The following is a 12,540-nucleotide window of genomic DNA, read 5'->3' on the forward strand; positions in this document are numbered from 1 at the left end:
GACGGTGAAAAAGTACCGTCTGAATCGTCTGAATGGTCTGAATCGGTCCGGATGGGTGGAGCGAGGTCCGGCAGCCTAACACGGCCGGGAGGTGTGCTGATAAGATTGGGGGAAGCGTTGAGGGAGAGGCGCGGCATGAGCGGGGAGTTGCACAGATGACTGCCGGGCGTCTGACCCCGCGCGGCCGGGCATTGCGCCAGCGCGGTGGCATGGCGGAGGCGCGGATCTGGGCACGGCTGCGGGGCGGGGCCATTGATGGATGGAAGGTCCGGCGCCAGCATCCGGTCGGGCCCTATGTGGTCGACTTTGCCTGCATCCCCCTGCGGCTGGTCATCGAGATCGACGGCGGGGTGCATGGGCGGGACGACGTGGTGCTGAACGACCACATCCGCCAGGAAGCCATTGAGGCGCTGGGCTGGACCGTGGTGCGGTTCACCAATGATCAGGCACTGGCCGAACCGGAGCGCATCGACGCGGCGATCCGCGAGCAGGCGAAGACGCTGGGGCGGTAAACTCCTGACCCTTCTCCCGTTGGGAGAAGGTGGCCGCGAAGCGGTCGGATGAGGGTCGGCGGTGTCTTTCGGCGTGAGCCGTCGTAGCGCCGGTGCCACGGCTCACGCCGACGGCCACCCTCGACCCTCACCCTTTCGCGCAAGGCCGCCCGCTTCGCGCGCGGGCGCTCAAGCCCTCTCCCACCGGGAGAGGGAGTCACGACTTGACCCCTCCCTCGCCCGTCGGGATCATGGCCCATGCCCAGACCGGTTGTTCTTGTTCCCCATGATCCCGCGTGGGCCGCGCGGGCGGAGGGGCTGATCGCAGAGCTCGACGCGGCCGGGCCGGGGGTGTTCGGGGCGGTGCACCACATGGGCTCGACGGCCATTCCGGGGCTGGCGGCCAAGCCGGTGATCGATCTGCTGGCCGAGGTCGAGGCTCTGGAGGCGCTTGAGGGCGTGCGCGGGGCGCTGGCCGGGCTGGGCTGGCGCTGGCGGGGCGAGAACGGGCTGGTGGGGCGGCGCTATTTCACCCGCGACGATCCGGCGACCGGCACCCGCGTCGCGCACCTGCATGTCTATGCGTCGGGAGACCCGGCCATCGCCTGGCACCTGGCCTTCCGCGACCGCCTGCGCGCCGAGCCGGCCACGGCCGGGGCCTATGCGCAGGAAAAGGCCCGCTGCGCCGCCCTCCACCCCGACGACAGCGCGGCCTATGCGGCGTGCAAACAGGCCTGGACGGACGGGGTGGCGGCGGAGGCGGTGCGGGGGTGGATGGGGCGTTAGTCTTCTTCAGGCGGCGGGGTCCAGTCCAGGTCGTTCTCGGGGAACCAGTCGGCAGCCAGATCGCGCCATTCGGGGTTGTGCGCCTCGATCAAAGCCAGCTTCCAGTCACGCATCCACTTTTTGAGACGGCGCTCGCGCTTGATGGCATCGGTGACCCAGGTGTGCCGCTCGAACCAGACCAGTTGATCGCAATCATTCTCGTCGGTGAAGCCCGGAAAGGCGCGGGTTTTGTGCTTCCACACCCGGCTTTCGAGGTTGGAGGTCGAGCCCGTGTAGATCGTCCCGTTGCGCCCGCTCGCCATGATGTAGGTGGCGATAAACGTGCGGTGCGTTCCCATGCACCAAAGCTAACGCCGTTTTTTGCGATCGTCACCAGCGCCGATCCGCGCTCGCCCTTCTACTTTCGTCATGGCCCGACTTGATCGGGCCACCCAGCGGCGCCGAAGGCGATCTGTTCACGCCGTGGGTGAAACGCCGTGATCCCGACAGGGTCGCGCTTCCGCGCGCCGCTGGGTCCCCCGGTCTGCGCCGCGAAGACGCGGCTTGCCGGAGGATGACGAAAGGAGGAAATGGCTGAGAACCGAGGGAACACTAATGCCGGCAGCCACCCAAGAATCCGAAGTCGACGATAGCGATTTTCAAAGGGAGCGGGCGAAGTTCTACGAACTGATCGGCCACTGCATCACCATGTACCAAGGGTTGGAGGACTATTTGCCTACGGTGTTTGCAGCGGCGATAGGTGGCCCCACTGACAGAGCGAAAGCGATCTTCGCTCCATATCGCGGTCTTGAGGCCAAGCTTGAGGGGATTACGGCGGCCGTATCTGGCGGAGATCAAGGTTCCCGTGATCGCTGGGAGCGATTGCGGCCATTGATCAGAGCCGCTTCTGAGACGCGGGGCAAGATCGCTCACGCCTCAGTGCTGCATCGAGGTGGCGGCCACACTGTTACTCTCGACGAGGAAAAGAACGTGGTCAGCGTACGTCGTACAGCGAAGTCACGTATGGAGCTTCGCAAAGGTCGGAAAGGCACCGAACTGGTATGGGACAACGACAAGCTCTTTGAAGAATACGGTCGCATAGAGCGCGCGCGAGAGCTTTCTATTGGCTTGGTGCGGCGTCTCACTGGACAATCGGTCCCTCCACATTTGGACGACGATCCACCCGCAAGTCCCTAATGCCCCCGCGCCTTCCCTCCCGGATCGGGCTGGCGCCCGTCCGGGATGACAAGAGGGCCAGGTCCTAGTGGACCTGGGCTTTTCCAATTTCCAGCCCGCCATCCGCCCCCGCTGACACGGCGATCACGCTCCCGTCCTCGATCTCGCCGGCCAGCAGTTTGCGGGCGATCGGGTCGACCAGCTCCTTCTGGATGACGCGCTTGAGCGGCCTTGCGCCATACACCGGGTCGTAGCCCTTGTCGGCGAGCCAGGCGGCGGCCGTGTCGTCGAGCGCCAGGGTCAGGCGGCGGTCGGCCAGCAGTTTTTCGAAGCGGGCCAGCTGGATGCGGACGATGCCGCCCATCTGGGCGCGACCGAGGCGCTGGAACAGGACGATTTCGTCGATGCGGTTGACGAACTCGGGCCGGAAGTGGGCGCGGACGGCCTCCATCACCATGGGGCGGACGGCATCCACCGTGTCGCCTTCGCCCTGATGCGCGAGCGCGTCGGAGCCGAGGTTGGAGGTCATGATGATCAGGGTGTTCTTGAAATCGATGGTACGGCCCTGGCTGTCGGTCAGGCGGCCGTCATCGAGCACCTGCAGCAGCACATTGAAGACGTCGGGGTGGGCTTTTTCGACCTCATCGAACAGGACGACCTGATAGGGCCTACGGCGGACCGCCTCGGTCAGGGCGCCGCCCTCGTCATAGCCGACATAGCCGGGAGGGGCGCCGATCAGGCGGCTGACGGCGTGCTTTTCCATATATTCCGACATGTCGATGCGGGTGATGGCGGCCTCGTCATCGAACAGGAATTCGGCGAGCGCCTTGGTCAGCTCGGTCTTGCCGACGCCGGTGGGGCCGAGGAACAGGAAGGAGCCGAGCGGGCGGTTGGGGTCGTTGAGACCCGCGCGGGCCCGGCGGACGGCATCGGAGACGGCGGCCAAGGCTTCGTCCTGACCGACCACGCGGCGGGCCAGGGCGTCTTCCATGGTCAGCAGTTTTTCGCGTTCGCCCTCGAGCATCTTGTCGACGGGCACGCCGGTCCAGCGGGAGACGACGGCGGCGATCTGTTCGGCGTCGACCACCTCGGGGGTGAGGGGCCCGGCCTTGTCAGCCTCGTTCGCTTCGGCCTCGTCCAGCTGGCGCTCGATCTGGGGGATCTGGCCATAGGCGATTTCGGAGGCGCGGCCGAGGTCGCCATTGCGCTGGGCGGTGACCAGTTCGGCACGCAGGCGGTCCAGGGTTTCGCGCAGCTGGGCGCCCTGACCGACCTTGTCCTTTTCGGCCTTCCAGCGGGCGGTGAGGGCGTCGGACTCGGACTGGAGTCCGTCGATTTCAGACTCCAGTTTCTCCAGCCGGGATTTTGAGCCGGCGTCGGACTCCTTTTTCAGCGCCTCGCGCTCGATCTTGAGCTGGACCAGACGGCGGTCGATTTCGTCCAGCGCCTCGGGCTTGGAGTCGACGGCCATGCGGACGCGCGACGCGGCCTCGTCGACCAGATCGATGGCCTTGTCCGGCAGGAAGCGGTCGGTGATGTAGCGGTTGGACAGGGTGGCGGCCGCGACGATGGCGCTGTCGGAAATGCGCACGCCGTGGTGGACCTCATACTTCTCCTTGAGGCCGCGCAGGATGGAGACCGTGTCCTCGACCGAGGGCTCCTCGACGAAGACGGGCTGGAAGCGGCGGACGAGGGCGGCGTCCTTTTCCACGTGCTTCCTGTATTCATCCAGCGTCGTGGCGCCGACGCAGTGCAGCTCGCCCCGGGCCAGGGCGGGCTTGAGCAGGTTGGAGGCGTCCATGGCGCCGTCTCCCTTTCCAGCGCCGACCAGGGTGTGCATTTCGTCGATGAAGAGGACGATCTGGCCCTCGGCGGCGGTGACCTCGCCCAGCACGGCCTTGAGCCGTTCCTCGAACTCGCCGCGGTATTTGGCGCCGGCAATCAGGGCACCCATGTCGAGCGACAGGACCTTCTTGTCCTTGAGCGATTCCGGCACGTCGCCGTTGACAATGCGCAGCGCCAGACCCTCGACGATGGCGGTCTTGCCGACGCCGGGCTCGCCGATCAGGACGGGGTTGTTCTTGGTGCGGCGGGCCAGCACCTGGATGGTGCGGCGGATCTCTTCATCGCGGCCGATGACCGGGTCGACCTTGCCGTCGCGGGCGGCCTGGGTCAGGTCGCGGGCATAGCGTTTCAGGGCATCATAGGCGTCTTCGGCGCCTGCGCTATCGGCGGTCTGGCCCTTGCGCAGCTCGGTGATGGCGGCCTCGAGCGCATCGGGCGTGGCGCCGACGGAGGCCAGCACGGTGGCTGCGACGCCGCCGTCTTTCGCGATGGCCGACAGAAGGCGCTCGGTCGTGACGAACTGGTCGCCGGCCTTTTTGGCGGAGGCCTCGGCGGTGGCGAAGACGCGGGCGGTGTCGCCGTCGAGGTAAAGCTGGCCCGAGCCGCCGGACACCTGGGCGCGCTTCGACAGGGCCGTTTCGACGGCGCGTTCAGCTTTCGCCGCGTCGCCGCCGGCGGCCGTGATCAGATTGCGGGCGAGGCCGTCTCGTTCCTCCAGCAGCACCTTGAGCAGGTGCTCGGGAGCAAACTGCTGATGGCGGCGGGCCAGCGCCAGCGACTGGGCGGCCTGGACGGCGGACTTGGCGCGGTCGGAGTAGAGGTCGAGGTTCATCTGTGGTCATCCCCTGGATCAGGCAGATCCGGCCCGCTGCCCTTGATGCAAGCGACACGCCAGCCGGCTGGACCGGACATGGGTGTGGCCGATCCGCAACGCAAGGGAGGGGGACGCCGGTCTGCGCAGCCGCTATGCAGGCGGCCGGAGATCCCCGCCCATGCCCCTGCTTGCCCTGTTTGATCCCGCCGTGATCCTGCCGTTTCTGGTGGCGGTGGCGCTGGTCGAGCTGACGCCCGGGCCGAACATGGGCTGGCTGGCCCTGATCGCGGCGGGCCGGGGACGGACGGCGGCGCTGGCGGCGGTGGCCGGGGTGACGCTGGGGCTGGCGATCTGGATGCTGGCCGCCGTGGTCGGGGTGGCCACGCTGGTGATCCAGTGGCCCTGGCTGTTCCAGATCATCCGCTGGGCCGGGGTCGGTTGGCTGCTCTGGCTGGCGTGGGAAGCCTGGCGGGGGGCGGACACCATGGCGGGAGAGGCCGTCGAGGGACGGCGCCGCGACCTGTTCCTGAAGGGGCTGGCGGCCAATCTGCTCAATCCCAAGGCGGCGGTCTTCTATTCGGCGCTGCTGCCGACCTTCATCCGGCCCGGGGCGGGGTTGCCGGTGGCGCAGGCGCTGACGCTGGGCGGGCTGCATCTGGCGGTGGCGACCACCATCCACGGCCTGATCGTGGTGACGGCGGCGGGCGCCGGCGGTCCCTTGCTGCGGCGGCTGGAGGGGCCGCTGGCGCGCGGCGTGATGGGCGGGGGTATCCTGCTGGTCGCCCTGTGGATGGCGTGGGAGACGCGCTAGGGCGAAACACCCTCTTTCGCAGGCGCATCCCCCTCGCGGCGCAGGGCATAGAGGCAGGGGCCCTGAAAGAACGAGCCATCGGCCAGTCGGCGGGGCCTCAGGCAAACTTGGAAATCGCCGCTGTTCATGAGGATCACGTGATGGCGGATCGGTTCGAGATCGGGAGGCGTGACGCCCCCGCTGCAATCTCGCTCGCCGTTCGGGACCTGCTCACTGACCGTGAGCCACTGGAGGCCATCGTCATCCTTGTCGACAGACCAGCGGCCCCGGCTGACCGAGGCGCCGCTCTCGAGAAGCAGGGTGCCGTCTGCCCAGAGCGTCCAGCGCTCGACGCAAGTCTCGGGCAGGAGGAAGCCTTCCATGATCCCGACATATCGGTAGACACCGGGAAATTTCGGAGCCCGGTCCGTGCCATCGGATTGGGCCCGCGCCGCAACGGCCGGGATCAGGACGAGGGCAGAGGCCAGGACTGCGACGGTGTGACGAAAGCCGGACATGAGCCCTCCTGTGATGGCTGATACCTAGCGCAGCCCAGGGGCGCGAGCCAGCGTCCGGGGCCGCGGATCGAGCAGCAGGCCCGAGACGGTGGCGGCCAGCAGGCGGTCGGCCAGCGGCAGGCGGGCCAGCTTGCCCAGCACATGGTCGCGCACCCAGGGCAGCAGCCGCCCGTCGGCCTGATAGAAGGGCGTAAAGCCGAGGCTGAGCGCCTGATAGAGGCGGATGTGCCAGCGGCGGGCGGCGGCATAGGCGGCCAGCGCCTGATCCAGATCGGCATGGTCGGCCAGCGCCTGCGACAGGGCAAAGGCATCCAGCAGACCCATATTGACCCCCTGCCCCAGCTGGGGACTGGTCGAATGGGCGGCGTCGCCGATCACCGACAGCCGGTCGGCGACCGGGCGGGCCAGCGTATGGTGGCCATAGCGGGCGAGGGTCAGCTGGTCGGCGTCGGTCAGGCTGTCGAGCACGGGCGCGACCTCGGGCCAGAGGGTCCGCACCTCGGCCTTCCAGACGTCGAGCCCGGCGGCGCGCCAGTCGGCGTATGAGGCGGTCTTGAGGCTCCAGAAGAAGGTGGCGAGACGCTGGTCGCGGCCGGGCTGGCGACCAACGGGCAGGACGCCGATCATCTTGGCCGCACCACGATAAACCTGCTCCAGCGCATGCGGATCGAAGGGCGCGCCGGGCCAGGGGACGGTGGCCCAGAGCGCGCCGTAGGCCAGCTCGTGCCGCCGGGAGCCGTGCGATGCGGCGAGGGCCGAGCGCGCACCCGAAGCATCAACGACCAGATCGAAGGCCGGACCGGTGCGGCCTGAGGCATCGGTCAGGCGGCCCGCGTCCGCCCCGACGATCGCGCGCCCCGTCTCTAAGGTCACCCCGGCGTCGAGCGCGGCGCGATGGATCACGTGAAACAGGGTGGCGCGGTGCACCCCCAGCGCCCGCCGGGGCCGCGACAGGGCCGCATAGCCGACATCGAGGACGATCCGGCCGCGCCGGGCCTCGCGCCCGAACAGCCGGTCGATGGGCTGGGCGAGGGCCTCGACCTCGGCCGTCAGCCCCATGGCGTCCAGCACCGCCAGACCGGTCGGCTGCAGCATGAAACCGGCGCCCACGGGGGCGGCCTGATCGAAGCGTTCATGCACGACGACACGGTGGCCCGCGCGCGCCAAGAGGGTCGCCACCGCCAGGCCCGCCGGCCCGGCCCCCACTACAGCGATGTCAGATGTACGCATCATGGTTCCCCCGACACGGGTTGTGCCGCCTGACACGCGGCCGAACAAGCCGGACGCATGGACACAGGTGCGAGGGCCGGGCTAGCGTTCGCGCCTTGTCCAAGGAGTGCCCCATGAGCCTGTCCCTGTCGCGCCGGTCGGCGCTGTTTGCCGGTGCGGGAGCTGCGGCCCTGCCGCTGAAGGCCTGGGCGCAGGACGCGGCCCGGGACCACTCGGAGCTGTCGGCGGCGGTCGATGCCTATGTGATCCGCTGCATGGCGGCCTTTCCGGATCAGCCGGCGCTGGGGATCGCGCTGGTCAAGGACGGTCAGGCGGCTTTGACGCGCGGCTATGGCGTCAAGGCCATGGACCGGCCGGGGCGGGCCGATGAACGCACCCTGTTCGCCATTGCCTCGAACACCAAGAATGTCACCGCCGCCGCCCTCGCCATCCTGGTCGATGAGGGCAAGGTGAAATGGGACGAGCCGGTGCGGACCTATCTGCCCGATTTCACCCTGTCGGACCCGTTCATCGGCGAGCGGATCACGGTGCGCGACACCCTGAGCCACCGGGCCGGCTTCGGCCTGGGGGCCGGCGACCTGTTGTTCTGGCCGAACAGCGACCGCACGCGGGCCGAGGTCATGGCGGCCATCCCCCATGTGCCGATCGAGGACCAGTTCCGGGCGCGGTACCATTACTGCAATCTGATGTTCGTGGTGGCGGGCGAGGTGCTGGCCGCCGTCTCGGGCATGGCGTGGGAGGACTTTGTCCAGACGCGCATTCTGGACCGGGTCGGCATGACGGAGACGGTGCCGATGGCGACCCTGGCCGATCCGGCGACGTCGGCCCTCCCCCACGGCCGGATCGGACCGCCGCTGCGCTATCAGGGAGAGATGACCCGCATCGCCGACAGTATCGCCGAGGTGTGGAATTGGGATTCCGCGGCGGCGGCGGGCGGCATCTGCTCCACGCCGCACGATTGGGCCAAATGGATCGCGGTGCGGCTGGCCGACGGCAAGCTGGCGGACGGGACGCAGCTGTTCTCGGAAGCCTCGGCGCGCGAGATGGTGCGCCCCAACATCATCAGTTCGTCCTCGCCCGGGCCGACGGCCGAGCTGCCGGGCCGGTCGATCGCCTCGACCTATGCCATGGGTCTGGCCGTGCAGGACTATCGCGGCGAGCGGCTGATCAGCCACGGCGGCGGCTCGCCCGGCGGGATTTCCGCGACGGTGCTGCTGCCGGGGCGAAATGCCGGCTTCTCGATCTTCTCGAATGCCGAAGAGAGCTATCTGCTGCGCGCCCTGCGCAGCGGCATCGCCGACATCGTCATGGACAAGACCGGCTTTGACTGGATCGCCGACAGCCAACGCTATGAGGCCCAGTCGACGGAGCGGTCGCTGGCCGCCGCCGTGGAGATCGACGCGAAACAGGCGGCGGGGGCGGCCCCCTCCCTGCCGCTGTCGGCCTATGCCGGAACCTGGCGCGATCCCTGGTACGGGGACATCGTCATCGAACGGCGCGATGTGCAGCTATGGCTGCGCTTCACCCACAATCCGGCGCTGCAGGGGCCGCTGGAGCCCTATGACGGCGAGACCTTCCGCACCCGCTTCCCGGACAAGCGGGAGGAGGATGCCTTCGTGACCTTCGAGCTTGAGGATGGTCAGCCGGTGCGGGCGACGGTCAAGGGCGTCAGCCCCGACATCGACTTCAGCTATGACTATCAGGACCTGAGGCTGGTGAAGATCTGACGGGCGACGGTCGCGTTGCCCCCTCCCCCACGCTGCGCATGGTCCCCCTCCCCCGGTGGGGGAGGATAAGAGTCCGAAAACCGCGAGACATGGCCGGAGGTCCGGGGCAAGGTTCGCGGCATGGACGTCCTGCCCTCCCTGTCGGCTGAAGCCTGTTACCGTGCGGTCACGGCGCGCGATGCGCGGTTCGACGGGCGGTTTCATACCTGTGTGAAGACGACGGGCATCTATTGTCGCCCGGTGTGTCCGGCGCGGACGCCGCTGTTTGCCAATGTGGAGTTTGTCGCGAGCGCCGCGGAGGCCGAGGCACTGGGCTATCGCCCCTGCCTGCGCTGCCGGCCCGAGACGGCGCCCGACTATTCCGCCTGGCGCGGCGAGGTGTCGACGGGTGGGGCGTGGCGCGGGACCGCCAATACGGTGAGCCGGGCCCTGCAGATGATCGATGAGGGGGCGCTGGACGAGGACGGCCTGGAACGCCTCGCGGACCGGCTGGGCGTCGGCGAGCGGCATCTGAGGCGGCTGTTCCGGGCGCATCTGGGGGCGTCGCCGGTGGCGGTGGCCCAGACCCGGCGGGTGCGGCTGGCCAAGGCGCTGTTGCACCAGACGCGCCTGCCGATGGCCGAGGTGGCGCTGGCCTCGGGCTTCGGCAGCGTGCGGCGCTTCAATGAGACCTTTCAGGCCCTGTATGGGCGACCGCCGTCGGCCTTGCGGCGCGGCGCGGGCGAGGATGCCGGGGTTGGCGTCGAGTTGTCGCTGAGCTGGCGGCCGCCGTATGAGCTCGAGGCCCTGATGGCGGCGCTGGCCGACCGGGGCGATAGGGTTGAGGGTGGCGTCTGGTCCCGAGCGCTGGATACGACCATCGACGGCACATCCGGGCGGGTCGAGGTGCAGGCGGGCAGCGGCAATACCTTGCAGGTGCGGGTCGAGGCCGAGCGGCTGGAAGCCCTGCCCCGGGTGCTGGCGCGGGTCCGGCGGGTGTTCGATCTGGGGCACGATCCCGAGGCGCTGATGCGGGATCTGGGCGGGGATCCGATGCTGGGGCCTAGGGCTATGGCGCGCCCCGGATTGCGACTGCCGGGGGTGTGGGTGCTGGACGACGGTGCCATGGCGCCGGCCGACCGCTGGCCCGATCCGGATAGCGAAGCCCTGGCCGAAGGCTGGCGCCCGTGGCGGGCCTATGCCGCGCAGTACCTGAAGATGGACGAGGAGAGACCCGATGCGAAACGCGCCTGAGCTTTGGCTGGACCGGGTGGAGTCGCCCATCGGCCAGATGCTGGTCGTCACCGATGCGAAGGGCGTGGTCCATGCGCTGGACTTTGCCGATTTCGAGCCGCGCATGCGCCGGTTGATGCGGCTGCGGCACGGGGTCAACGACCTGTCGGAGGGCGGACAGACCGGACCGGTGCGAGCGGCGCTGGTGGCTTACTTCAGCGGAGACGCCACCGCGCTGGACGAGCTGCCGCTCGAGACCGGCGGCACGGAGTTCCAGCGGGCTGTCTGGCAGGCGCTGCGGGCCATTCCGCACGGCCAGACCCGTACCTATGGCCAGTTGGCCGAGGCCATCGGTCGCCCGACCGCCGTGCGGGCCGTGGGGCTGGCCAATGGGGCGAACGCGATCGCCCTGATCGTGCCGTGTCACCGCGTGATCGGGCGCGATGGCACCCTGACCGGCTATGCGGGCGGGCTGGAGCGGAAGCAGTGGTTGTTGGAGCTGGAGCGGGGCGAGCCCTGACGGTTTCGCTTGCGTTCGCCGACCGAAGGACTATGTTCACACCGACTTATGCTAAGACTGAGCATAAGGAGGGCGGCCGGGGCGATCCCGCCGTCCTGTTTCGGGCCTCATATTTGCTCAGTTTGAGCAAAAGGAGAGTGAGATGGCAGACGGTGCATTCGGACTGAGCCCGGCGACAGAGGCGGCCACGGCGGCCATCTGGCCCAAGGTGCGCGATCATGTGACGCCGCTGGAGTGGCCGGCGCAGGCTGAGCTGATCGTCGAGATCAACCGGCTGAAGCGCGAGCGGAACGCCGTCATCCTGGCCCACAACTATATGACGCCCGACATTTTCCACGGGGTCGGCGACTATGTCGGCGACAGCCTGGGACTGGCCAAGGAGGCCGCGAAGTCCGACGCCAAGGTGATCGTCCAGGCCGGTGTGCATTTCATGGCCGAGACCTCGAAGATTCTGTCGTCCGACAAGACGGTGCTGATCCCCGACCTGCGCGCCGGCTGTTCGCTGGCGGCCTCGATCACCGGGGCGGATCTGAGGCTGATCAAGGCGCGCTATCCGGGTCTGCCGGTGGTCACCTATGTCAACACCACCGCCGACGTGAAGGCCGAGACCGACATCTGCTGCACCTCGGCCAACGCCGTGCAGGTGGTGGAATGGGCGGCGAAGGAATGGGGCGTCGACCGCGTCATCCTGATCCCCGACGAGTTTCTGGCGCGAAATGTGGCGGCGCAGACGAGCGTCGGCATCATTGCCTGGAAGGGCCGGTGCGAGGTGCACGAGCGGTTCACCGTCGACGATATCGCCGAGATGCGCGCGGCGTACCCGGACGCGGAAATCCTGGCGCACCCCGAATGCCCGGAAGAGGTGCTGGCGGCGTCGGACTTTGCCGGATCGACGGCGGCGATGAGCGACTATGTCACCCAGCGGAAGCCCAAGCAGGTGGTGATGATCACGGAATGCTCGATGGCGTCGAACGTGGCGGCGGACTCTCCGGACACGCGCTTCATCGGGCCGTGCAACCTGTGCCCGCACATGAAGCGGATCACGCTGGAGAATATCCGCGACTGTTTGCTGAACATGCAGTTTGAGGTGACGGTGCCCGAGGCGCTGATCGAACCGGCCCGGCGGGCGGTGCAGCGGATGGTCGACCTGCCGCCGCCGGCGGTCCCGGCGCGCTACGACATGATCAAGGCCCGCCATCACGTCGATGTGGAGTTGATCTGATGTATTATGTGGCCCCGACCCGGGTGGTAGCGAAGATCGAACCGCGCACCCTGAAACTGATGACGCTGCTCGCATTGTGGCTGGGCGTGACACAGCCCACATTGCGGAAATGAGCGACACCCTGCCCCCCACCCGCCCAACCTCTCCCGGCCCTCACGCAGGCCCTTGGGGCTCAGTGCCGAATACGCCGACATCCTCCTCGGACACGCGTGTCGCCACGGCCCCCGGGG

General features: G+C 68.4%; 12 protein-coding genes. 8 read left to right on the forward strand and 4 right to left on the reverse strand.

Going from position 1 to position 12,540, the window contains the following annotated elements:
* Positions 1–155: 155 nt before the first annotated feature.
* Entirely contained in the window at positions 156–512 is a 357-nt protein-coding gene (locus EG854_RS11420) for an endonuclease domain-containing protein (RefSeq protein WP_123288259.1), read from the forward strand.
* 237 nt (positions 513–749) lie between these two features.
* Positions 750–1,277 carry a GrpB family protein gene (locus EG854_RS11425; RefSeq protein WP_123288260.1) on the forward strand — a complete coding sequence of 176 codons (528 nt, stop codon included), beginning with the start codon at positions 750–752 and terminating at the stop codon, positions 1,275–1,277.
* On the opposite strand, the gene EG854_RS11430 is transcribed toward EG854_RS11425, so the two are convergent.
* Positions 1,274–1,615, reverse strand: a complete 342-nt coding sequence (locus tag EG854_RS11430; protein WP_123288261.1) for a GIY-YIG nuclease family protein — start codon at positions 1,613–1,615, stop codon at positions 1,274–1,276. The genes EG854_RS11425 and EG854_RS11430 overlap by 4 nt on opposite strands.
* 256 nt (positions 1,616–1,871) lie before the next feature.
* Between EG854_RS11430 and EG854_RS13175 the strand changes: the two genes are divergently transcribed.
* Positions 1,872–2,453, forward strand: coding sequence for a hypothetical protein (locus tag EG854_RS13175; RefSeq protein WP_164462019.1), 582 nt, complete (start codon positions 1,872–1,874; stop codon positions 2,451–2,453).
* 64 nt (positions 2,454–2,517) lie between these two features.
* Here EG854_RS13175 and clpB read toward each other — a convergent pair whose 3' ends face one another.
* Complete coding sequence (gene clpB, locus EG854_RS11435) at positions 2,518–5,109, reverse strand: ATP-dependent chaperone ClpB (protein ID WP_123288262.1); 2,592 nt, start codon at positions 5,107–5,109, stop codon at positions 2,518–2,520.
* A gap of 160 nt (positions 5,110–5,269) precedes the next feature.
* Between clpB and EG854_RS11440 the strand changes: the two genes are divergently transcribed.
* Complete coding sequence (locus tag EG854_RS11440) at positions 5,270–5,902, forward strand: LysE family translocator (protein WP_123288263.1); 633 nt, start codon at positions 5,270–5,272, stop codon at positions 5,900–5,902.
* Here EG854_RS11440 and EG854_RS11445 read toward each other — a convergent pair.
* On the reverse strand, positions 5,899–6,399 hold the full coding sequence (locus tag EG854_RS11445; protein WP_123288264.1) for a hypothetical protein: 501 nt from the start codon (positions 6,397–6,399) through the stop codon (positions 5,899–5,901). The genes EG854_RS11440 and EG854_RS11445 overlap by 4 nt on opposite strands.
* A 24-nt stretch (positions 6,400–6,423) precedes the next feature.
* Entirely contained in the window at positions 6,424–7,632 is a 1,209-nt protein-coding gene (locus EG854_RS11450) for an FAD-dependent oxidoreductase (RefSeq protein WP_164462020.1), read from the reverse strand.
* A 110-nt stretch (positions 7,633–7,742) separates the two neighbouring features.
* On the opposite strand from EG854_RS11450, the gene EG854_RS11455 reads away from it, so the two are divergent.
* The 4 genes from EG854_RS11455 (at position 7,743) to nadA (ending at position 12,310) form a co-directional block, all read left to right on the forward strand.
* Complete coding sequence (locus tag EG854_RS11455) at positions 7,743–9,356, forward strand: serine hydrolase (protein WP_123288266.1); 1,614 nt, start codon at positions 7,743–7,745, stop codon at positions 9,354–9,356.
* 120 nt (positions 9,357–9,476) lie between these two features.
* Positions 9,477–10,589: a bifunctional transcriptional activator/DNA repair enzyme AdaA gene (locus EG854_RS11460; protein ID WP_123288267.1), complete on the forward strand. Its 1,113-nt coding sequence runs from the start codon at positions 9,477–9,479 to the stop codon at positions 10,587–10,589.
* Complete coding sequence (locus EG854_RS11465) at positions 10,573–11,088, forward strand: methylated-DNA--[protein]-cysteine S-methyltransferase (protein WP_123288268.1); 516 nt, start codon at positions 10,573–10,575, stop codon at positions 11,086–11,088. The genes EG854_RS11460 and EG854_RS11465 overlap by 17 nt, the downstream gene beginning before the upstream one ends.
* 142 nt (positions 11,089–11,230) lie before the next feature.
* A complete protein-coding gene (gene nadA / locus EG854_RS11470; RefSeq protein ID WP_123288269.1) occupies positions 11,231–12,310 on the forward strand; it encodes a quinolinate synthase NadA in 1,080 nt (359 codons plus the stop codon).
* The last annotated feature ends 230 nt before the right edge of the window (positions 12,311–12,540 follow it).

Source organism: Brevundimonas halotolerans, assembly GCF_003730275.1.
In the GTDB taxonomy this organism is placed as follows: domain Bacteria; phylum Pseudomonadota; class Alphaproteobacteria; order Caulobacterales; family Caulobacteraceae; genus Brevundimonas; species Brevundimonas halotolerans.